The sequence below is a fragment of the Pantoea sp. X-Soil-ISGK-285 genome (genome assembly GCF_059730815.1).
The window spans coordinates 2,301,697-2,322,800 of sequence record NZ_AP035938.1 but is presented as its reverse complement, the minus strand read 5'-3'; the positions used below and the strand labels follow the sequence as shown (position 1 = coordinate 2,322,800).

Here is a 21,104-nt window from a genome sequence, read left to right as displayed (position 1 = left end):
CCTAACGGGAGAACGTCTATGTCGTCAATGTGTGGTAAAGGGCTTTCAGGTCTGCTGCTGACCTGTGTGCTGGCGTTAACCGGTTGTGTCTCAATTCCTGACACGCTGCAGGGCAGCTCACCTCAGCCGCAGCAGGATCTGTTGCGGGTCATGAGCAATCCTTCGCTCTTTGTCGGGCAGGAATCGCGCTTTGGCGGCAAGGTAGTGAATGTCACTAACCTGAACGGCAAAACCCGGCTTGAGATTGCTGCGCAGCCGCTGGATGAAAGCGCCAGACCACGTCTGGGTGCGGCCTCGGTCGGTCGGATTTATGCCGATATCCGCGGTTTTGTTGATCCGGTGGATGTCAGAAATCAGTATGTGACGGTGCTGGGTACCCTGAAAGGGACAGAGCAGGGCAAAATTGGCGAAGCAGATTACAAATTTGCGGTCATCGATGTGCGCGGTTATCAGCGCTGGCGACTTACCCAGCAGGTGACAGCACCACCCCAGCCGATGGATCCCTGGATCTGGTATGGTCCGACCCGCCATCGCGGCGGATACTGGGGCCCGAATCCCTACTGGGGAATGATGAACAGTGGGCCGACAGAGGTGCAGACCATTCTGACTGAGTAAGTGCAAAAAACATTTAAGTATCAGCCCGGTCGCGGTGCTCGCTGCCGGGCTTTTTATTTGCCTGTTTTATCAGCACGAAATTTAGTGATGCACTTCGCAACCTCAACATGCCAAAACAGGCAAACTGGTACAATCAGTTAAAATATTGTTAACAAACCAGATTGGCTGAGGCAGCGATGGAAATACAACATAATTATCGGGGTGGATCCTTGAATAAGGTTTGGCTGAAACGCTACCCGGCAGATGTGCCTGCCGAAATAAGTGCAGATCGTTACACCTCGCTGGTGGATCTGTTTGAGCAGGCCGCAAAACGCTACGCCGATCAACCCGCGTTCCTGAACATGGGTCAGAAGATGAGTTATCGTCAGCTGGAAGAGAAGAGCCGCGCTTTTGCCGCCTATCTTCAGCAACAGCTGGGCCTGAAAGCGGGTGACCGGGTGGCACTGATGATGCCGAATTTACTGCAGTATCCGGTGGCCCTGTTTGGTGTGCTGCGTGCAGGTATGGTCGTGGTCAATGTGAATCCGCTCTATACGCCGCGCGAACTGCAGCATCAGCTCAATGACAGTGGGGCCAGTGCGATTGTCATTGTCTCGAATTTTGCGCATACGCTGGAAAAAGTGGTGGCGAAAACCGCTGTGCGGCACGTCATCCTGACCCGGATGGGCGATCAGCTGGCGCCGATAAAAGCGACACTGGTTAACTTTGTCGTTAAGTATGTGAAGAAGCTGGTGCCCAAATACCATCTGCCGGGGGCAATCTCATTTCGTCACGTACTGGAAGTCGGCGAAACGCTCAATTATCAACGCCCGACGGTCTCCAATGACGATCTCGCCTTCCTGCAATATACCGGTGGCACCACTGGCGTGGCCAAAGGGGCGATGCTGACCCATCGCAACATGCAGGCGAATCTTGAGCAGACCCGCGCGACCTACGGCAAAGTGCTGCGCGACGGTAAAGAGTGTGTCGTCACCGCGCTGCCGCTTTATCACATCTTCGCCTTAACGGTGAATGGCCTGCTGTTCCTGGAGCTGGGCGGTCAGAATCTGTTGATCACCAATCCGCGCGATATTCCCGGCTTTGTTAAAGAGCTGGGGAAATTTCCGTTTACCGCCATTACCGGCGTGAACACGCTGTTTAATGCGCTACTCAACGATGAGCAGTTTAATAAACTCGATTTTTCAACGCTGCGTCTTTCCGCCGGTGGCGGAATGGCGGTGCAGAAAGTGGTGGCCGAGCGCTGGGAAAAACTGACCGGACACTATCTGCTGGAAGGCTATGGCCTGACAGAGTGTTCTCCGCTGGTGTCGGTCAATCCCTATGACATCAGCTGTCATACCGGCAGTATCGGTCTGCCGGTGCCCTCGACCGATGTGCTGATTCTGGATGACGACGGCAATGAAGTTCCTCCGGGTGAACCGGGCGAACTTTGCATCAGCGGCCCGCAGGTGATGCTGGGCTACTGGCAGCATCCGGAAGCGACAGCGGAAGTGCTGAAAAATGGCTGGCTCCACAGCGGTGATATTGTTACCGTTGACCAGGAAGGCTTTATTCGCATAGTTGACCGCAAAAAAGATATGATTCTGGTATCAGGTTTTAATGTCTATCCGAATGAAATCGAAGACGTGCTGATGCAGCATCCTAAAGTGCGTGAAGCCGCGGCTATCGGTGTCCCCAGCGATCTTTCTGGCGAAGCGGTAAAAGTCTGCATCGTGAAAAAAGATGCATCGCTCACCAAAGAAGAGGTGCTCGATCACTGTCGCCGTCAGCTGACCGGTTACAAGGTGCCGAAAATCATTGAGTTTCGTGATGAGTTGCCTAAAACCAACGTCGGCAAGATCCTGCGGCGTGAGCTGCGCGACGAGGCGAAACCCGGCGCGAGCTGAATCCGGGCAGAAATTGAGGTTGAACGCCGGCATGTCCGGCGTTTTTATTGTTTTTAACATGGAGCGCCGCGCGTTGTTGGCTGCGGTGGAAATCAGACGTGAACTATTCCCTTATCGACCAGGATGATCAACTGGCAGACGTGTGTCAGAAAGCGCGCCAGCACGCGGCGGTGGCCCTGGATACCGAATTTGTCCGCACCCGCACTTACTACCCTCAGCTTGGCCTGATCCAGCTGTTCGACGATCGGCAACTGGTGCTGATTGACCCGCTGAATATCCGTGACTGGTCACCCTTTATTGCCTTGCTGACCGACACCAGCGTCACCAAATTCCTGCATGCCGGGGGTGAAGATCTGGAAGTCTTCCTGCACCGTTTCGGCGTGCTGCCGACACCCATGATCGATACCCAGATTCTGGCGGCATTCTCAGGCCAGCCGCTCTCCTGGGGTTTTGCCTCAATGGTGGCGCATTTCACTCAGGTCGAACTCGATAAAAGTGAATCACGCACGGACTGGCTGGCACGCCCTCTGACCCAGCGTCAGTGCGAGTATGCGGCGGCGGACGTTCACTATCTGTTGCCAATTGCGCGTCAGCTGATGATCAATACGGAAGAGGCCGGCAATATGGCGGCGGCCCTCAGTGAGTGCGATAACCTGTGTCAGCGTCGTCTGGATAGCCTGTCGCCGGAAGAAGCCTGGCGGGATATTACCAATGCCTGGCAGTTGCGCCCGCGTCAGCTGGCGGCGTTGCAGCGACTGGCGGCCTGGCGTCTGAAGCTGGCGCGTGAAAAAGATATGGCCGTTAACTTTGTGGTGCGCGAAGAGCATCTGTGGAAAGTAGCGCGCTTTATGCCCGGCTCACTGGGCGAGCTGGATCATCTGGGGCTGTCAGGCCACGAAATTCGTTTCCACGGCAAAGCGCTGGTGGCGCTGGTGGCAGAAGCTGAGGCGCTGGATGAGAGCGAACTGCCGGCTCCGCTGGGCAATCTGATTGACCATCCGCACTACAAGCCGGTGTTTAAAGCGATGAAAGCGCTGGTGCAGCAGGTGAGCGAGCAGAGTGGATTCAGTCAGGAGCTGCTGGCGTCACGACGTCAGATTAATCAGGTATTAAGTCAGCACTGGGGCCTGAAGCCACAGGGCCGTCAGCCGGAGTTACTCACCGGATGGCGGGGAGAACTGCTGAAACCCGGCATTGAGGAGATTCTGGCGGGTTGTTAACCGGTTAAATTTCCCCTGCCAGAGCGCAGGGGAAATTCAGCAAACGGTCAGCGTCATTTAGTCACTTCATCCGTTTCCGGCAGCGTCACGTTCAGCTCCAGAATCGAGATATCATCACCTTTCTGGTCGAGCTGAACCGTTACCATTTCTGGATCGATCTTCACATATCTGCAAATCACTTCCAGAATGTCGCGCTTAAGTTGCGGAAGATAGTGGGGCTCACTGTCGCCCCTTCTCCGTTCTGCCACGATAATCTGCAGCCTTTCCTTGGCTATGTTGGCAGTGTTCTTCTTCCGGGATAAAAAGAAATCAAGTAATGCCATGGTTTATCCCCCGAACAGGCGTTTCAGGAAACCCTTCTTCTCTTCTTCGATAAAGCGGAAGGGGCGTACTTCACCGAGCAACCGTTCAACGGTATCGGCATAGGCTTTGCCAGCATCAGATTCGCCGTCAAGAATCACCGGTTCGCCCTGGTTAGAGGCACGTAACACCGATTGATCTTCAGGGATCACGCCGACCAGAGGAATGCGCAGGATCTCCAGCACATCTTCCATGCTCAGCATATCGCCACGGTTCACCCGGCCAGGGTTATAGCGGGTCAGCAGCAGATGCTCCTTCACCGGGTCCTGACTGTTTTCAGCGCGACGGGATTTGGATGAGATGATGCCGAGGATGCGGTCGGAGTCGCGGACAGAAGAGACTTCCGGGTTGGTGGTAATAATGGCTTCATCGGCAAAGTAGAGCGCCATCAGTGCGCCCGTTTCAATCCCTGCCGGTGAGTCACAGACGATGAAATCGAACTCCATCTTAGCCAAATCGTTCAGAACTTTTTCAACACCCTCACGGGTCAGCGCATCTTTATCACGGGTCTGCGACGCAGGCAGAATGTAGAGCTGCTCCGTGCGTTTGTCGCGAATCAGCGCCTGGTTCAGTGTGGCATCGCCCTGGATTACATTAACAAAGTCGTAGACCACACGGCGCTCACAGCCCATGATCAAATCCAGGTTACGCAGACCGATATCAAAATCGATCACAACTGTCTTTTTGCCTTTCTGCGCTAAACCGGTGGCGATGGCCGCGCTTGACGTGGTCTTACCAACGCCCCCTTTACCGGATGTAACTACAATAATGCGTGCCATAAATGTTGATTTCCTTAACAAAAGAAAAGGGGCCTAATTAAGTGTCTGGATAGTCAGCGCGCCATCCTGCAGGCACAGGCGCGCAGCTTTACCAAAAAATTCTTGCGGGATCTGATCCATGATCCAGTACTCTCCGGCAATCGAGACCAGCTCGGCAGCCAGGTTGGTACAAAAAATCTGGCAGTTGCGGTCACCGCTGGCACCCGCCAGGGCGCGACCGCGCATCATGCCATAAATGTGAATATTGCCATCGGCGACCAGTTCGGCGCCGGCGCTGACGCTGCTGGTGATGATCAAATCGGCATCACGCGCATAAATCTGCTGGCCCGAGCGCACCGGGGTGTTCACGATGCGGGTTTTCGTTGCTACCGTTTCGGTTACAGCCGGCAGAGGTTCAGGTATCGGCTGCGGCGCGGCGGCTTGCGGTCTGGCCTCTTTACCTTCTGCCAGCACGGGCAGGCCGGCACGGGCGATCATACGTTTCAGCGCTTCGTCTTTGCAGCCGCTTACGCCGACAATGCGTAAACCGGTGGCGAGAACCGCCTGTTGCAACAGTTTCCAGTTAACATCGGCACTTAATGTCGAGACGTTAAGTACCACCGGCGCGTTTTTCAGGAAATCTGGAGCCTGGTCAATCTTGTCCTGGAGTGCCTTGCGAATCACCGCAGGGTCATGGTGATGCAAATGGACGACAGACAGGGTGAAACTGCTACCTTTGAATTCGATTGGCGTTTGCGACATCTGTCCCGACTCAGTCCTGTTTTCACTACCGAAAGCCTGGCGATGATAAAATCATCGTTGAAGCGCTAACGGTGAATATTCGAAGTTCTGCAAGCATGTTATAGTTACAGCTATATTCAGACAAGCCTCAACGCCGGTTAATTCGAGTAAAAAATATGTTTTGTGTGATCTACAGAAGCCCGTTACGTGACCAGACTTATCTCTATGTTGAAAAAAAGGACGATTTCTCGCGCGTTCCGGAAGAATTGCTGAAAGGCTTTGGCAAGCCGCAGCTGGCGATGGTGCTTAAGCTGGCGGGGCGGGACAGGCTGGCTAATGCGGATATCAATAAAGTTAAGCAGGGATTGAGCGAGCAGGGCTATTATTTACAGCTCCCTCCGCCGATTGAAAGTCTCCTCAACATTCATTTACAGACCGATAAAAAACTTTAACTCGGATTCTTCTGTAAATATAAATCCTGTCGGTGCGATCCTGGCAGGATAATATTGCCCTGATGCTGCGCAAAATTAACGGCGCAGCTTATCTGTTTCACCCCTTTTTAAATTCCCTGCTCAATTTTTTCTCCTGATTTGTACGATTATTCAGCACTTCAACGCCTGCATTTACGCTTTCTGACAAATTACGCACCCCGGACCGTTAAAAGGATCTTATTATCACGCTATGAGGTTGGCATTTCGATCAACGCATGAGCAAACATCAACCCGCCAGCAGCGCTGGCATCACACCTAACCTGAACAGGGGATGAGCATGTATCAGCATCGTAACTGGCAAGGCGCTCTGTTAGATTTTCCGGTCAGCAAAGTGGTTTGCGTCGGGAGTAATTATGCAAAGCACATTAAAGAGATGGGCAGCGCAACCCCTACCGAGCCGGTGATCTTTATCAAGCCGGAAACGGCGCTGTGTGATTTACGTCAGCCGCTCTCTATTCCCGACGCGTTCGGCGAGGTCCATCATGAAGTTGAACTGGCGGTGCTGATCGGCGCGACACTGAAGCAGGCGACCGATGCGCATGTGGCTAAGGCGATTGCAGGTTATGGTGTGGCGCTGGATCTGACACTGCGTGACCTGCAGGCCGGGCTGAAAAAAGCGGGCCAGCCGTGGGAAAAATCCAAAGGCTTTGATAACGCCTGTCCTGTCTCTGGTTTTATCCCGGTGACGGAATTCAGTGGCGATCCGCAGAACGTCGAGCTTAAATTGCTGGTGAACGGTGAAGTGCGTCAGCACGGCAACACCGAAGACATGATTCATAAAATCCTGCCGCTGATTGCCCATATGAGCCACTACTTTACCCTGCGTGCAGGCGATGTGATTCTGACCGGTACGCCAGAAGGGGTAGGCCCGATGCGCTCGGGTGATCAGCTGGAAGTTTCACTGGCGGGTCACGGCATCAGCACGCGCGTACTCTAAAAACTTGCATCACCGTCGCATAGGCTTTATAAGGTGCGGTTTAGGCACAATCCGGACAAATCATCATGACTGACACCCCTTTCTGGCAACAAAAACGCCTGGCACAAATGAGCGATGAGGAATGGGAATCCTTGTGTGATGGTTGTGGACAGTGTTGCCTGAACAAATTGCAGGACGCCGACACCGATGAGATCTACTTCACCAATGTTGCCTGTGATCAGCTCAATATTAAAACCTGCCAGTGCCGCAACTATGAGCGCCGCTTCGAGCTTGAAGAGGATTGCATCAAGTTAACGCGCGAAAATCTGACGACCTTCAACTGGCTGCCGCGCACCTGCGCCTACCGGCTGCTGGGTGAGGGCAAAGATTTACCCGTATGGCATCCGCTGCGGGCCGGTTCGAAAACAGCGATGCATGCGCAGCGTATTTCGGTGCGTTATATTGCGGTGCGTGAGAGTGAAGTGCGGGACTGGGAAGATCACATCATTGATCGCCCCGATCGCAACGGCTGAGTGCCGCGCTATCAATCGGAACAGAAAAAAGGCTGCCAGTGGCATAATGCTGGTCAGTTAAGCGACAGGTGATAACGCAGTCTGGTCCCGGGCAGGGGCTGGCGGTCCTCGCGCCGCTTCGCGGTTCCTTCACGTCATTCCTCTGCCTGACGGACCGCCGGGGATGGCACATCCTGTGCCGCCCCGCCTTTCGCCCGCGTCCTGCGGGCTCTCCTGGCAGACTCATTCTGTTCAGCGCTGCGGATTGCCTGCTCCTGCCCGGCCCCGGCCTGCTCTGAAACTTCAGTGTGAATTGTTAAAAAGGGCACGAGAGTGGAGGCCTGAGCGCCTCTGCTGCTGAAAGGGCTATCCGCAGCGCTGAGGCGTGACGGTGGGCCAGAAGTCCACGCCGGGAAGCGTGGACAGTTCGGGGCCGGCCAGGGAGGGCCGATCCCCGAACGGTTCGTCGGCGCGCCGTCAAAGCCGAAGGTACCGCGTGAGCGGCGCGAGGACGGCCCGGCAGCAGCAGAGGTGCGCTGGCCCGCACTGCGGCTCGCTCGCACAGAAAAAAAGCTGCCACGTCTGACCGTGACAGCCTTTACAACTCTAATCTTAACTGACCAGCATTATGCCAGTGGCAGCCTTTTTTGATCTCAGCGACCAAAGAGATCGCGGCGTTTAGGTTTCAGCGGCTGGGCTATCAGCACCAGCGCCGCGACCAGCAGATAACCGGCGAACACCACAATCATCCACTGCGGCATGCTGAGCGTCAGGAAAGTCCAGCTGCGTTCTGCACAGTCACCGCTGGCAAGAAACACCGACGGCAGCCACTTATCCAGCGGTAAGCCGCTGGGGAAGCGGGCAGCAAAATCACAGGTGGTGAAGGGGTTAGGGTGCAGCTGAATCATGGTATGTTCATAAGAGAGACGCAGACCTTCCCAGGCACTGTAGATCCACAACGCCAGCGCCGCCAGACGCAACGGCGATTTCGGCGCAATCGCACCGACCAGACCCGCGCCCAGCACACCAAACAGCGCATTGCGCTCATAAATACACATCACGCAGGGCTTCAGGCCCATTACGTGCTGAAAAAAGAGTGCTGTTAATTCCAGTGCAAGTGCAGTCAGTGCCAGTAGTAACCAGGCTCCGCGACCACGTGAGCATTGATTCAGATATCGCAACATATTGCATTCCCTGTAAACGTTAATGCCACGCAGTGTAAACCAAAAGCGTTTGCAAACCAGCCAGGGGCAGGGAAAAATCGTGTGCAAACATGACCTGATTCTGATCCAGAGCAGGTTAAATGAGGATAAGCCGGACCTTATCTGCAGAACGAACGTCAGTGAAGAGCGGGGAGATCCGCAGCGGCGACAGAGGCGATCGCATGCGGCAGGAGGCGAAACGGCAGGCGCGGGTTATATGCTGCCAACGTCCTGCGCTTTCAGGGCGGCTGAACGCTGACACTCAGCGATGCTGTGGCACGCGCCATTTCAGCGCAGAAAATCGTTCAGCCCACCCGTGATCCCGAAGCCGCTGATACTGCGGTCAGCCATGCTGAAATATGCGCCTGCGCCCGGTTTTAATGGTTACGCAGGCTATATCCGCTATAGGGCGTCTGGTATGATGAGTGCCCATCATGATTAGAAAAGCAACGAGAACACATTGCTATGGTTATAAAGGCTCAGAGTCCAGCGGGATTTGCTGAAGAGTATATTATTGAAAGCATCTGGAACAGTCGCTTTCCGCCAGGGTCGATTCTTCCTGCTGAGCGTGAGCTTTCTGAATTGATTGGGGTGACGCGCACCACCTTGCGTGAAGTGCTGCAGCGCCTGGCGCGCGATGGCTGGCTGACTATTCAGCACGGTAAACCAACGCGGGTGAACGATTTCTGGGAGACGTCCGGCCTGAATATTCTGGAAACGCTGGCCCGTCTCGATCACGACAGCGTTCCGGTGCTGATCGACAACCTGCTGTCGGTACGCAGCAACATTTCATCGATCTTTATCAGCCGGGCGCTGCGCCATCATCCGGACAAAGCACGCGAAGTGCTGGAAACGGTCAGCGCGGCTGCCGATCAGGCTGATGCCTATACCGAGCTCGACTACCGGGTGTTCCGCGGTCTGGCGTTTGCGTCAGGTAACCCGATTTACGGTCTGATCCTGAATGGCCTGAAAGGGCTCTATACCCGCGTTGGCCGCCACTACTTCTCTAATCCGGAAGCCCGTCAGGTCGCGCGCGATTTCTATCTTAAACTGCTGGAACTGTGCGACAAAGAGCCCGGACAGGATGAGATTGTGGACGTGGTGCGCAACTACGGCCGCCGCAGCGGTGAAATCTGGCACAGTATGCAGAAGAATCTGCCCGACGATCTCGGCAGTAAGCGTTAAAAAAAACCGGACATCGCGTCCGGTTTTTTGTTTTTATTCCATCAGAGTGATGAACCGCGTGGTGGATTACGATCCAGCAGCTCTACGCTGCCATCCTCGTTCTGCTGTTCCAGAATCACATCAAATCCCCACAGACGATGCACATGCTTCAGCACCTCGCGACGGCTCTTATCCAGTGGCGTGCGGCTCTGCGGCACATAACGCAGGGTCAGCGAACGGTCACCGCGCAGATCGACGTTATAGACCTGAATATTCGGTTCGAGATTACTCAGGTTGTACTGCGCAGAGAGCTGCTGGCGAATTGCCCGGTAGCCCGCCTCATCGTGGATCGCGGCGATTTCGAGATAATTGTTGCGGTCATCATCCAGTACGGTAAACAGACGGAAATCACGCATGACTTTCGGCGACAGGAACTGGCTGATAAAACTCTCATCCTTGAACTCGCGCATCGCAAAATGCAGCGTTTCCAGCCAGTCGGAACCGGCGATATCCGGGAACCAGTAGCGATCCTCCTCGGTCGGCAACTGACAGATACGCTTGATATCCTGCATCATCGCGAACCCTAAAGCATAGGGGTTGATGCCGTTATACCACTGACTGTTATAGGGCGGCTGAAACACGACGTTGGTGTGGCTGTGCAGGAACTCCATCATAAAGCGTTCCGACACTTTGCCTTCATCATAGAGGTGATTGAGGATGGTGTAGTGCCAGAATGTTGCCCAGCCTTCATTCATTACCTGGGTCTGTTTCTGCGGATAGAAATACTGGCTCACCTTGCGCACAATGCGCAGGATCTCACGCTGCCATGACTCCAGCAGCGGGGCGTTTTTCTCCATAAAATAGAGCAGGTTTTCCTGCGGCTCAGAGGGGTAGCGCGCGGCTTCAAAGGTCACGGCCTCTTTCTCACGCCGTGGCAGCGTTCGCCAAAGCGTGTTCACCTGACTTTGCAGATACTCTTCACGGCTTTTCTGCCGCGCTTTCTCCTCCTGCAGAGAGATCTTCTGCGGGCGTTTATAGCGGTCGACGCCATAATTCATTAAGGCATGGCAGGAGTCTAGCAGCCGCTCTACCTCTTCGACGCCATAGCGCTCTTCGCAGTCACTGATATAGTTTTTGGCGAACAACAGGTAATCGACAATCGATCCAGCATCCGTCCAGCTGCGGAACAGATAGTTATTTTTAAAGAAAGAGTTGTGGCCATAGCAGGCATGCGCCATCACCAGCGCCTGCATGGTCATGGTGTTCTCTTCCATCAGGTAGGCGATGCAGGGATTAGAGTTGATGACAATCTCATAGGCCAGACCCTGCTGACCATGCTTATAGCGCTGCTCGGTCTCGATAAACTTTTTGCCGAATGACCAGTGTGAATAGTTGATTGGCATGCCGACGCTGGAGTAGGCATCCATCATCTGTTCAGAGGTAATCACTTCGATTTGGTGCGGGTAGGTATCAAGCCGGTAGAGTTTAGCCACCCGGTCGATCTCGGCTAAGTAGACATCAAGCAGTTCGAATGTCCAGTCTGGTCCGTCATTGAGTCGTTTGCTGTCTCTGATGGCTTCGTCAAAGATTGTCGTCATAGCGCACCTCTTTTTTGCAAACCGGCTGACCCGAAAGACAACCCGTTCTGGTTATTTAAGGCTTCATCCTGAAAAAGGGAACCCGAAAAAAACTGAGCGAACACAACAATGATAGCCCACTGTCGCTTATCCGAAATGCGAACTCAAACGAATTCTTTGGCACAAAATCATTAAGAGTGGTGCGGCAGAGAATTTAACAGCCTTTAATACTGGTCTTATTATAAATTGCGGAATCTAATCCTGTTTATAAGCGGAATGTATGGGGTTGAATGAATCTCCTGCAACAGGCAGATTTAACTGCCTTCGTTGTCATTTATTTCTGTGTTTAAGGATTAAGACGCATAAAGCGCTGAAATTGGCCGTGCGACAAGATTTTAGTTACCTGAAAAGTAAAAAAGATGTGAAATGGATGGTGAAATTCTGTGGTGGTGTCTGCTGTGTAAATCCGCTGACTATCATCAGTTGAACAGTGAATTATGCTTTTACAGGTCGGGTGGGGGAGCTATGCACGTTGTAATTCTTGGAAGTGGTGTGGTCGGGGTGGCAAGTGCCTGGTATCTGGCGCGTGCCGGACATCAGGTGACGGTCATTGATCGTCAGCCCGCCGCAGCGATGGAGACCAGTGCGGGGAATGCCGGTCAGATTTCACCGGGTTATGCCGCACCCTGGGCAGCGCCCGGCGTGCCATTGAAAGCGGTGAAGTGGATGTTTCAGCGTCACGCGCCGCTGGCTATCCGCCTGGATGGCAGTAGTTTTCAGCTGGAGTGGATGTGGCACATGCTGCGCAACTGCGACATCAATCACTATCAGCAGAACAAAAGCCGCATGGTGCGGATTGCCGAATATAGCCGTGACTGTCTGAAAGCGCTGCGCAGTGAAACCGGCATCGCCTATGAGGGCCGTCAGGGCGGGACGCTGCAACTGTTCCGTACCCAGCAGCAGTTCGACAGCGCCAGCAAAGATATTGCGGTGCTGCGCGACGCGGGCGTGCCCTATGAGCTGCTGCAGGCGCATGAACTGTCTCGCGTTGAACCGGCACTGGCGGCAACCCAGCATAAACTCACCGGCGGATTACGCCTGCCCAATGATGAAACCGGCGACTGTCAGCTCTTTACTCAGCGGCTGGCAAAAATGGCCGAAGAGGCGGGCGTGGTCTTCCGCTTTAATACTCCGGTCGACCACCTGCTGCGCGATGGCAATCGCATCTATGGCGTGAAGTGCGGTGATGAGATCATCAAGGCGGACAGCTATGTGGTGGCGTTTGGTTCCTACTCGACCGCGCTGTTAAAAAATGTCATCGATATTCCGGTCTATCCGCTGAAAGGCTATTCACTCACTATTCCGATTAAAAATCCTGATGCCGCACCGGTTTCAACTATCCTGGATGAGACCTACAAAGTGGCGGTGACGCGGTTTGACGATCGTATTCGTGTCGGCGGCATGGCGGAAATTGTTGGTTTTAACACCAAACTCACCGAAGCGCGGCGGGAAACGCTGGAGATGGTGGTCAGTGATCTCTATCCTGAAGGCGGTCATCTCGCGCAGGCGAGTTTCTGGACCGGTCTGCGTCCGATGACGCCAGACGGTACGCCGATTGTGGGCGCCACACCGATCTCTAATCTCTGGCTCAATACCGGTCACGGTACGCTGGGCTGGACGATGGCGTGTGGTTCTGGTCAGTTGCTGGCCGATCTCATCTCCGGTAAAAAGCCGGCCATTGCGGCGGATGACTTAGCGGTGTTCCGCTACTTACCCGGTTTCGCGGCGACCTCATCGCCGCTGCGTAACGCCAACGCAACTCGTTAAGTATTCAGGGAGAGAGAGGATGTCACGTCCGATTGTCGCTACCATCAACCAGCAGGCGTTACGTCATAACCTGACTGTTGTTCGCCAGGCGGCACCCGCCTCCCGCGTCTGGTCAGTGGTGAAAGCTAATGCTTATGGCCATAGCATTGATCGCGTGCGCGAGGCGTTATCTGCCACTGACGGCTTCGCGCTTCTTAATATGGAAGAGGCGATCCAGCTGCGCGAACAGGGCTGGAAAAAGCCGATTCTGCTGCTGGAAGGTTTCTTCCAGCCAGAGGATCTGCAGCTGATTGACCGTTATCGTCTCACCACCAGCGTACACAGTAACTGGCAAATCAACGCGCTGGCCAGTGCCAGACTTGCAGCACCGGTTGATATCTATCTCAAAATGAACAGCGGGATGAACCGGCTGGGTTTTCGCCCGGAACAGGTCAACGGTGCATGGCAAAAGCTGCGGGCGCTAAGCACGGTAGGTGAGATGACGCTGATGGCCCATTTTGCCGATGCGGAAAATCCGCAGGGTCTGATTGCGCCACTGCAGCGCGTAGAGCAGGCGGCTGAGGGGCTGAACTGCCCGCGATCGCTCTCCAACTCCGCCTGCACCCTGTGGCATCCTGAAGCGCACTTTGACTGGGTCCGTCCCGGCATCATTCTGTATGGTGCGTCGCCCAGCGGTGACTGGCAGGACATTGCAGGCAGTGGCCTGAAGCCAGTGATGACCTTAAGCAGTGAGATTATTGCGGTCCAGCAGCTACAGGCGGGCGATGGCGTGGGTTACGGCTACCGCTATCACGCCAGTGCAGCGCAGCGAATTGGTGTGGTGGCCTGTGGCTACGCGGATGGCTATCCACGGCATGCCCCGACGGGTACGCCCGTCTGTGTCGATGGTGTGATGACTCAGGTGGTTGGTGCGGTTTCGATGGATATGATCACCGTCGACTTGACCCCCTGTCCCCAGGCCGGTATTGGCTCAGCCGTGGAGCTGTGGGGTGAGCAGGTGAAAATCGATCAGGTGGCAAAAGCGGCCGGAACGGTAGGGTACGAGCTGATGTGTGCGCTGGCACCCCGCGTTCCGGTCACGGTTATTTAAGCGCGGTCAGGCTGCCGCGCATCTTTCTGCTGCAGCGCCAGGCGATAAAGGCCAGCGCTGCACCCAGCAGCATCATCAGACTCAACGACAGCTTCTCCGCCACCGGCAGCGCCACAATGACCAGGCTGCCTGACGCGCCACCGGCCATCTGAATGAATCCCTGCAAGGCGGACGCCACGCCCGCCTGTTGCTGATAGGGCTCCAGCGCATAGCTGGTGGCCGGTCCCACCGTAAAGGCCAGCCCGGCAACTGAAACGGCCACCGGGAACATGTAAAGCGCCCAGTGCGTCTGCATCTCCGCCGGGAAGATCTGCATCCCCGCTACCAGCAGCACCGCGCCCAGCAGCATAGTGAAAAACCCCATCGCCAGGCAGAAAGGGCGACCTGCTTTGCGAATCGCTTTATTGACGAACATGCTGACAAACATGATCCAGAAACCGTTGGCGCCAAAAGCAAAAGAGAACTGGATTGGCGTCAGCCCGCCTTCGGTCATTAATACCTGCGGTGCCAGCGACACGTAGGTCAGCACCATGCCCAGCGCACCGGCATTGGCGAACGCGAACGCCAGAAAGCGCGGCTGACGCAGGATCGCGGCATACTGTTTAATCGGTAATCCTTTCACCCGCAGGGTATCCGCCGGGCGCGTCTCTGGCAGCCAGATAATCACCAGCAGCGTAATCAGCACGCCGTAGGCGCAGAGAAACCAGAAGGGTGCGCGCCAGTCAAAGGCGCTGGCCAGTAAACCGCCCAGCAGCGGAGCCAGGGCCGGGACGATGTTTAATGCGCCATTCAGAAAGCCATATGCACGGGCGGCATCATCACCGCTCAGGCGGTCACGCACGCCGCTAAAGGCCACGACCGCGCTGCAGCAGACGCCACAGCCCTGCACGAGGCGGGCAAGGACGAACAGCGGGAATGAGGTGGCGGTGGCGGCGATGGCACTCCCCGTGATGTAAAGCGCCAGGCCCAGCAGGGCAATCGGCTTACGGCCATAGTTGTCCACCAGCGGGCCGGTCACCAGTTGTCCCAGCCCCATGACCAGCAGAAACAGGGGAATGGTGGTCTGCACCAGATTAACCGGCGTATCCAGCCCTTCTGCGATTTGTGGCAGCGTGGGCAAATAGAGATCGATGCCTAAGGGTGCCAGCAGCACCAGGCTTAATAACAGCAGAGTAAATTTTTGCATAACAACCAGAGGGTAAGCGTTCTGTTTAAAAACGATCGCAGAGGGTAATGATTCAGCGGCAAAAAAGATAGAGGAAGTCGTGCGGAAAGTGCGATGCCTGCTGTAAACAGGCATCGCAGAGGTCTGATTAGTAAGCGCCGTCGCGGCGTAACACCACGCCTGCGGTTTTGAACAGGATCGCAATATCGGTCCAGAGCGCCCAGTTTTTGACATACCAGGAGTCAAAATAGACGCGGGTATCATAGTCGATATCGTTACGTCCGCTGACCTGCCACAGACCGGTCATACCCGGCTTGGCCATCAGGTAGTAGTCGACATCACCGGCATAACGCTCCAGCTCAGCTTCAATCACCGGACGCGGGCCAACCAGGCTCATCTCGCCACGAATCACGTTCCACAGCTGCGGCAACTCGTCCAGGCTGGTTTTACGCAGGAAACTACCAATCCGGGTCACGCGCGGGTCATTCTTCAGTTTGAAATCTTTGTCCCACTCAATCCGCGCCTCTTCGCTGGTCGCCAGTAATTTCTCCAGCACCTCTTTGGAATTGGTCACCATGGAACGGAATTTCAGACATTTGAATTTTTTGCCATTCTGGCCCACACGCTCGTGACCATAAATGGCATTACCGCCATCACGTTTCACCATATAGCAGAGCAGGGCGAAGATTGGGCCGAGGAATAGCAGCAGCATCGACGCCACCACGATATCAAAGGCGCGCTTCATGAAGCGGGAGGAGTGTTTCGCCAGGTTGTTGCTGACACGCAGAATCATCACTTCATGGCTGAAGATAAAGGACATGTCGGTGCCGTAAAGCGGCACGCCGCGCAGCGTTGGGATCACTGAAACTGAACGGCAGTTCATCTTCGACAGGAATTTCAGCCAGCGATCGCGCATCGGCTGCTGCTCATACTCCATCGCCACAATAAACTGCACGTTGTCACGGTCAATAGTCTGCCAGTTGATATCTTTCCAGGTGATCACCGGCACGCCATTCACGCTCTGCTGAGCCGGGACATCATCGACCGAGATAAAGGCCTGTACGTTGTAGCCCAGGATCTCTTCACTCTGCAGCGCCGCGTAAGCTTCGGTGGCGTTTCTGCCGGAGCCGATAATGATGGTCTCTTTCTGCCACTGACCCGCCTTGTGAATGGCACGTTTAACCAGAGCACGCATCAGCGGCAGCAGCAGCAGGGCATAAGTCCAGCTGAAGACCCACACCATGCGGGAGAAATCCCATTTAGAGAAGGCAATCAACGCGAGGTCGAGCAGCGAGAAAACAAATAATGTTTTAATGATCTCTTTCAGCTCAAACCAGAAGGGTTTGCGATAGGTATAGTGACGCAGGCGTACCCAGAACCAGCCGGTACACATGACTGACATAATAAACTGTGCCACAAAACGATATTCAATTTGATGAGGTGGAATAAAGGTATCCAGCTCGCCCCAAATACCCTGTATCGTCGCGGCAGATAAAAACAGTGCGAGGTTAAGTGCAATCAGATCGGAAAAGCTCAGGGCGAATTTCACGATGATATTTTTACGCGTGCCGCTCCACGAGCGGCTCGGGCTATTCATTATCAATGTACTTGCCATAAAACCTGCTCTCTTTCTCAAGTAAAAGATGGCCTGACCAGAATCATGTACACGCTCAGGGGTGGGCTTCTGAAAAATTAAAAAATAATTTTCAGTCTGTTGCAGTCAGTAAAGCCAGTGCAGCTGCAAAAAAGATAACGGCTAAAGCGTGATAGTACTCACGAAATGTTGCAGCATTGAGAATGAGTATGCAGGAGTTATTTGACAGAGTTAATACGGAAAAAATCTGAAAACATCAAAAGTGATTAAAGTTTTAAATGGCTAAGTTTTGGTTTTTACTGGATAAAATAAGGCGGGAGTTGGTTATAACCAAACTGTTTAAGACGCTTTTTAGGAATTACCGCCACATCTTACGACTGGCGGTCGTGATAACGGACTCAGGCAGGTTTTTTTAAAATCCAGCGGTCCTGCTGTTTATCGTAATGACCAATCTGCAGATCCACCGGTTCTCCGTCAATCCATGCCGGAACGCTGGTATCGCGATCCCAGCCATCAAGTTGGGTAATTAAGCCGGGATTGGTGTGACAGGGGATGCTGACGGTGTCGAGGTTCTCACTGTCAAGATCGGCATCAACAATCTCATAACGACCAATTTTAACCACGTGTCCCATTCATTTCTCCCGTTTTTGCTGGCATAGACTTTTAAGCTTAGCGTATCGACAGAAAATAACGTGGCTGAATGATTAGGATTATTCCTTCTCTTTAGCCGGACGGACACCAATCTTCACAATACGGTTATCCTCTTTCTCCGCGACGGTCCACGTCAGCTGATTCCACTCAACCTGATCGCCAACCACCGGCGCGCCGCCCAGCATACTCAGCACCAGTTGTCCCAGCGACTGCTGATCGTTGGTGTTCTCATCCAGTTCCAGTCCGTAAATCTGCGCAATATCGCGCAGGCGAGCTTCAGCATCCAGAATAAAGTCACCAAAGAAACGCTGGTCGAGGGAAACCGGCGGCGACTGGCTGAACATCTTACCCAGCGCCGGCAGATCGCGCTCACGGCCAATCACGCAGATGACGTCGTTCTCCCTGAGCCGCGTTCCATCATTTGGATGCATCAGCACATTGTCACGGAACAGGGCGGCGATGCGGGTCTCACGCGGCATCTGCAGGTCACGCAGTGCGGCACCGATGCACCACTTGTCAGCGCTGAGCTGGTAGACAAACTGCTCCCACGGATTTTCGGGGTGGATATCCAGACCGATACGGCTGATAGGCGATGCGGTAGGAGGCACCACCACTTTGGCTTTTTTCGCTGCAAAGCCCAGCGAGGTGCCCTGCAACATCAGGGAGACCAGCACCACAAAGAAGGCGATATTAAAATAGAGCGACGCGTTTTCTAATCCGGCCATCATCGGGAAGACCGCAAGGATAATCGGCACCGCGCCGCGTAAACCGACCCAGCTGATAAAGACGCGTTCGCGGGTGGTAAAACTGCGAAACGGCAGCAGACCAATAAACACCGACAGTGGGCGCGCCACCAGAATCAGCCACAGTGAGAGGATCATCGCCGGAACCGCGATATGCCACAAATCAGACGGGGTTACCAGCAGTCCCAGCACGATGAACATGCCAATCTGACTCAGCCACGCCATGCCGTCAAATGTCTGCAGAATGCCGTGACGGTTCCGAATCGGCCTGTTGCCCAGTAAAAAGCCGCACAGATAGACCGCCAGGATGCCGCTGCCCTCTAATACCGTGGTCAGGGCGAACACCAGAATGCCGCCACTCAACGCCAGCAGCGGATAGAGCCCACCGGCCAGACTGATACGGTTAATCAGCTGCTGCAGCGCCCAGCCGCCGCCCAGGCCCAGCACGATACCCAGACCAAACTGCTGCACCAGATGTACCAGGAACATCCAGTCAAGGCCGCTGCGGCCCTGTTCGATCATCTCAATCAGCGTAATGGTCAGGAACACCGCCATCGGATCGTTACTGCCCGATTCAATCTCCAGCGTGGAGCTGACGCGCTCATTCAGACCTTTGTCACCCAGCAGGGAGAAGACGGCGGCGGCATCTGTGGAGCCGATGATCGCGCCAATCAGGAAGCCCTGCATCATATCCAGGTTAAACAACCAGGCGGCGACCACACCGGTTAAGCCTGCGGTAATCATGACCCCGACGGTCGCCAGCGACAGCGCTGGCCCCAGGGCGACTTTAAATGAACTGGCTTTGGTCCGCATGCCGCCATCCAGCAGGATAATCGCCAGCGCCAGGTTCGAGATTAAGTAAGCCGCCGGATAGTTATCAAAGGCGATGCCGCCGATACCATCAACCCCGGTCAGCATGCCGAGAGCGAGGAAGATCACCAGAATGGGGATACCCAGTCTGGATGAGAAAGAGCTGAGCAGAATGCTCGATGCGACCAGCACGGAACCGATGATAAACAGACTGTAGACAATAGTGTGGTTCAAACCCGATCTCCTGAGATATGACAGTGCGGTGCAGCGACTGGTGACAAATATCCATGCTATCTCTGAAAGATAATGTTTTATCAAGGAGTTGTCATTGTGAAAATGATCATTATACGAATTGCTTAACAGCGTATGGAATCAGATTAATGTGAAGAATGAGGGGGTTGGCAGGCAAGCGGCAGAAAACAGACTGTTTTAGCAGGTTATTCGGAAGATAAAAAAAGCCGGCGATGAGCCGGCTTAGTGCATCAGGCTTCCGTTGCCTGTTTATGGAACAGCGATCGGAACACCGGGTAGATATCTTCCGGCTCACGAATGTGTTCGATAGCAAAGTTATCGAACGTCGACTGCAGATGCTCATACTCGCGCCACAGCGTCTGATGTGCACGGCGGGTAATCTCGATATAACTGTAATAACGCACCACCGGCAGAATATGCTTCGCCAGAATCTCGTGACAGAGCGGTGAATCGTCGGCCCAGTTATCGCCATCCGACGCCTGTGCAGCATAGATGTTCCACTGCGCCGGGTCATAGCGCTCTTTCACCACCTCATCCATGAGTTTCAGCGCACTCGAAACGATGGTGCCACCGGTCTCCTGAGAATAGAAGAACTCCTGTTCATCCACCTCTTTGGCCTGCGTGTGATGACGAATATAAACCACATCGACATTCTTGTAGGTGCGGCTCAGGAACAGGTAGAGCAGGATATAGAAGCGTTTCGCCATATCCTTGGTGGCCTGATCCATGGATCCGGATACATCCATCAGACAGAACATCACCGCCTGGCTGGAAGGCTCCGGCCGTTTCTCAAAGTTTTTGTAGCGCAGGTCGAAGGTGTCGATAAAAGGCACCCGTTCGATACGCGCCCGCAACTCGGCGATCTCTTTGCGCAGCCGCTCCTCCTCCAGAAGCTGAGCCGGTTCAGAGTTCTCAATCTCCAGCAGCGTTTCTTCCAGTTCGTGCAGCATCCGGCGTTTACCCGCCGTCATCGCCGTACGACGCGCCAGCGAGTTCTGCAGCGAACGTACGACGCTGATATTGGCAGGCACACCGTTAGAGGTGAAACCGGCACGGTGGGTCTTATACTCATTCAACTGGCGATGCTGGTTCCGGCGCAGGTTAGGCAGGGCGAGATCTTCAAACAGCAGGTCCAGATACTCATCTTTCGATATCTGAAAGACAAACTCATCCTGACCTTCACCATCCTGACTGGCATTGCCCTGGCCACTGCCGCCACCGCCGCCACCCTGCGGTCGCTCGACCCGGTCATTCTGCACAAAATGGTCGTTGCCCGGATGGACCCGATGGCGGTTGCCGCCGCGTCCCTGATGGAAAATCGGCTCATTGATGTCGTCAATCGGGATAGAGACAGACTCACCGCTGCTTACATCGGTCACCGAGCGTTTATTGATGGCCTCGGAGATCGACTGCTTAATTTGCGACTTATAACGGCGCAAGAAGCGCTGGCGGTTTACCGCGCTCTTGTTTTTGCCGTTGAGTCGGCGATCGATGAAATAGGCCATGGTATTCCCCCAAACTACATTGTAA

19 protein-coding genes are annotated in these 21,104 nt (G+C 54.4%); 9 read left to right on the top strand and 10 right to left on the bottom strand.

Annotation, left to right across the window (positions count from 1 at the left end):
* Positions 1 to 18 precede the first annotated feature (18 nt).
* The 3 genes from AC6I8B_RS11110 to rnd all read left to right on the top strand — a co-directional run bounded on the left by AC6I8B_RS11110 (position 19) and on the right by rnd (position 3,721).
* Positions 19 to 615, top strand: a complete 597-nt coding sequence (locus tag AC6I8B_RS11110) for a Slp family lipoprotein (protein ID WP_157352352.1) — start codon at positions 19 to 21, stop codon at positions 613 to 615.
* A 209-nt stretch (positions 616 to 824) separates the two neighbouring features.
* Positions 825 to 2,501, top strand: coding sequence for a long-chain-fatty-acid--CoA ligase FadD (gene fadD, locus AC6I8B_RS11105; RefSeq protein WP_010260565.1), 1,677 nt, complete (start codon positions 825 to 827; stop codon positions 2,499 to 2,501).
* Between the two features lie 98 nt (positions 2,502 to 2,599).
* A complete protein-coding gene (gene rnd, locus AC6I8B_RS11100; RefSeq protein WP_187514954.1) occupies positions 2,600 to 3,721 on the top strand; it encodes a ribonuclease D in 1,122 nt (373 codons plus the stop codon).
* Positions 3,722 to 3,774: 53 nt separating this feature from the next.
* On the opposite strand, the gene minE is transcribed toward rnd, so the two are convergent.
* The 3 genes from minE to minC are packed head-to-tail and all read right to left on the bottom strand — an operon-like array spanning position 3,775 to position 5,601.
* On the bottom strand, positions 3,775 to 4,044 hold the full coding sequence (gene minE, locus AC6I8B_RS11095) for a cell division topological specificity factor MinE (RefSeq protein ID WP_008925314.1): 270 nt from the start codon (positions 4,042 to 4,044) through the stop codon (positions 3,775 to 3,777).
* A gap of 3 nt (positions 4,045 to 4,047) precedes the next feature.
* Positions 4,048 to 4,860 (bottom strand): septum site-determining protein MinD, encoded by an 813-nt coding sequence (gene minD, locus AC6I8B_RS11090; protein WP_010260569.1) that lies wholly within the window; start codon positions 4,858 to 4,860, stop codon positions 4,048 to 4,050.
* Between the two features lie 33 nt (positions 4,861 to 4,893).
* Positions 4,894 to 5,601: a septum site-determining protein MinC gene (gene minC / locus AC6I8B_RS11085; protein WP_010260571.1), complete on the bottom strand. Its 708-nt coding sequence runs from the start codon at positions 5,599 to 5,601 to the stop codon at positions 4,894 to 4,896.
* A gap of 155 nt (positions 5,602 to 5,756) precedes the next feature.
* Here minC and AC6I8B_RS11080 point away from each other — a divergent pair, with 155 nt between their 5' ends.
* The 3 genes from AC6I8B_RS11080 to ycgN all read left to right on the top strand — a co-directional run bounded on the left by AC6I8B_RS11080 (position 5,757) and on the right by ycgN (position 7,520).
* Entirely contained in the window at positions 5,757 to 6,032 is a 276-nt protein-coding gene (locus AC6I8B_RS11080; protein ID WP_033757879.1) for a YcgL domain-containing protein, read from the top strand.
* Positions 6,033 to 6,348: 316 nt separating this feature from the next.
* Entirely contained in the window at positions 6,349 to 7,008 is a 660-nt protein-coding gene (locus AC6I8B_RS11075; protein WP_010260576.1) for a fumarylacetoacetate hydrolase family protein, read from the top strand.
* Positions 7,009 to 7,073: 65 nt separating this feature from the next.
* Positions 7,074 to 7,520 carry a cysteine cluster protein YcgN gene (ycgN, locus tag AC6I8B_RS11070; RefSeq protein ID WP_010260578.1) on the top strand — a complete coding sequence of 149 codons (447 nt, stop codon included), beginning with the start codon at positions 7,074 to 7,076 and terminating at the stop codon, positions 7,518 to 7,520.
* A gap of 632 nt (positions 7,521 to 8,152) precedes the next feature.
* Here ycgN and dsbB read toward each other — a convergent pair.
* The gene (gene dsbB / locus AC6I8B_RS11065; protein WP_010260580.1) at positions 8,153 to 8,683 is read right to left on the bottom strand and encodes a disulfide bond formation protein DsbB; all 531 of its coding nucleotides are present in this window, start codon (positions 8,681 to 8,683) and stop codon (positions 8,153 to 8,155) included.
* Between the two features lie 483 nt (positions 8,684 to 9,166).
* Here dsbB and fadR point away from each other — a divergent pair, with 483 nt between their 5' ends.
* On the top strand, positions 9,167 to 9,886 hold the full coding sequence (gene fadR, locus AC6I8B_RS11060; protein ID WP_010670276.1) for a fatty acid metabolism transcriptional regulator FadR: 720 nt from the start codon (positions 9,167 to 9,169) through the stop codon (positions 9,884 to 9,886).
* A 41-nt stretch (positions 9,887 to 9,927) separates the two neighbouring features.
* Here the strand turns inward: fadR and AC6I8B_RS11055 are convergent, their stop codons facing one another.
* Positions 9,928 to 11,463 (bottom strand): SpoVR family protein, encoded by a 1,536-nt coding sequence (locus AC6I8B_RS11055; protein ID WP_157352343.1) that lies wholly within the window; start codon positions 11,461 to 11,463, stop codon positions 9,928 to 9,930.
* A gap of 504 nt (positions 11,464 to 11,967) precedes the next feature.
* On the opposite strand from AC6I8B_RS11055, the gene AC6I8B_RS11050 reads away from it, so the two are divergent.
* Both AC6I8B_RS11050 and dadX read left to right on the top strand, forming a co-directional pair.
* Positions 11,968 to 13,269, top strand: a complete 1,302-nt coding sequence (locus AC6I8B_RS11050; RefSeq protein WP_010260588.1) for a D-amino acid dehydrogenase — start codon at positions 11,968 to 11,970, stop codon at positions 13,267 to 13,269.
* 19 nt (positions 13,270 to 13,288) lie between these two features.
* Positions 13,289 to 14,359 (top strand): catabolic alanine racemase DadX, encoded by a 1,071-nt coding sequence (dadX, locus tag AC6I8B_RS11045; RefSeq protein ID WP_157352338.1) that lies wholly within the window; start codon positions 13,289 to 13,291, stop codon positions 14,357 to 14,359.
* Here the strand turns inward: dadX and AC6I8B_RS11040 are convergent.
* From AC6I8B_RS11040 to AC6I8B_RS11020, 5 genes are all read right to left on the bottom strand, one after another.
* Positions 14,352 to 15,545 (bottom strand): multidrug effflux MFS transporter, encoded by a 1,194-nt coding sequence (locus tag AC6I8B_RS11040; protein WP_010260592.1) that lies wholly within the window; start codon positions 15,543 to 15,545, stop codon positions 14,352 to 14,354. The genes dadX and AC6I8B_RS11040 overlap by 8 nt on opposite strands.
* Positions 15,546 to 15,672: 127 nt before the next feature.
* Positions 15,673 to 17,139, bottom strand: a complete 1,467-nt coding sequence (wbaP, locus tag AC6I8B_RS11035; RefSeq protein WP_029519111.1) for an undecaprenyl-phosphate galactose phosphotransferase WbaP — start codon at positions 17,137 to 17,139, stop codon at positions 15,673 to 15,675.
* A gap of 377 nt (positions 17,140 to 17,516) precedes the next feature.
* Positions 17,517 to 17,750 carry a DUF1480 family protein gene (locus AC6I8B_RS11030; protein WP_010260598.1) on the bottom strand — a complete coding sequence of 78 codons (234 nt, stop codon included), beginning with the start codon at positions 17,748 to 17,750 and terminating at the stop codon, positions 17,517 to 17,519.
* Between the two features lie 78 nt (positions 17,751 to 17,828).
* Complete coding sequence (locus AC6I8B_RS11025) at positions 17,829 to 19,556, bottom strand: potassium/proton antiporter (RefSeq protein ID WP_157352334.1); 1,728 nt, start codon at positions 19,554 to 19,556, stop codon at positions 17,829 to 17,831.
* 248 nt (positions 19,557 to 19,804) lie between these two features.
* On the bottom strand, positions 19,805 to 21,079 hold the full coding sequence (locus AC6I8B_RS11020; protein ID WP_010260603.1) for a YeaH/YhbH family protein: 1,275 nt from the start codon (positions 21,077 to 21,079) through the stop codon (positions 19,805 to 19,807).
* Positions 21,080 to 21,104: the final 25 nt, after the last annotated feature.

Excerpts from the sequence above, each read along its gene's own strand:
- wbaP (WP_029519111.1), bottom strand. The coding sequence starts at position 17,139 with ATGGCAAGTACATTGATAATGAATAGCCCGAGCCGCTCGTGGAGCGGC.
- AC6I8B_RS11110 (WP_157352352.1), top strand. The coding sequence starts at position 19 with ATGTCGTCAATGTGTGGTAAAGGGCTTTCAGGTCTGCTGCTGACCTGT.
- dadX (WP_157352338.1), top strand. The coding sequence starts at position 13,289 with ATGTCACGTCCGATTGTCGCTACCATCAACCAGCAGGCGTTACGTCAT.
- dsbB (WP_010260580.1), bottom strand. The coding sequence starts at position 8,683 with ATGTTGCGATATCTGAATCAATGCTCACGTGGTCGCGGAGCCTGGTTA.
- ycgN (WP_010260578.1), top strand. The coding sequence starts at position 7,074 with ATGACTGACACCCCTTTCTGGCAACAAAAACGCCTGGCACAAATGAGC.
- fadR (WP_010670276.1), top strand. The coding sequence starts at position 9,167 with ATGGTTATAAAGGCTCAGAGTCCAGCGGGATTTGCTGAAGAGTATATT.
- AC6I8B_RS11055 (WP_157352343.1), bottom strand. The coding sequence starts at position 11,463 with ATGACGACAATCTTTGACGAAGCCATCAGAGACAGCAAACGACTCAAT.
- AC6I8B_RS11050 (WP_010260588.1), top strand. The coding sequence starts at position 11,968 with ATGCACGTTGTAATTCTTGGAAGTGGTGTGGTCGGGGTGGCAAGTGCC.
- AC6I8B_RS11030 (WP_010260598.1), bottom strand. The coding sequence starts at position 17,750 with ATGGGACACGTGGTTAAAATTGGTCGTTATGAGATTGTTGATGCCGAT.
- minD (WP_010260569.1), bottom strand. The coding sequence starts at position 4,860 with ATGGCACGCATTATTGTAGTTACATCCGGTAAAGGGGGCGTTGGTAAG.
- AC6I8B_RS11080 (WP_033757879.1), top strand. The coding sequence starts at position 5,757 with ATGTTTTGTGTGATCTACAGAAGCCCGTTACGTGACCAGACTTATCTC.
- AC6I8B_RS11020 (WP_010260603.1), bottom strand. The coding sequence starts at position 21,079 with ATGGCCTATTTCATCGATCGCCGACTCAACGGCAAAAACAAGAGCGCG.
- AC6I8B_RS11040 (WP_010260592.1), bottom strand. The coding sequence starts at position 15,545 with ATGCAAAAATTTACTCTGCTGTTATTAAGCCTGGTGCTGCTGGCACCC.
- AC6I8B_RS11075 (WP_010260576.1), top strand. The coding sequence starts at position 6,349 with ATGTATCAGCATCGTAACTGGCAAGGCGCTCTGTTAGATTTTCCGGTC.
- minE (WP_008925314.1), bottom strand. The coding sequence starts at position 4,044 with ATGGCATTACTTGATTTCTTTTTATCCCGGAAGAAGAACACTGCCAAC.
- minC (WP_010260571.1), bottom strand. The coding sequence starts at position 5,601 with ATGTCGCAAACGCCAATCGAATTCAAAGGTAGCAGTTTCACCCTGTCT.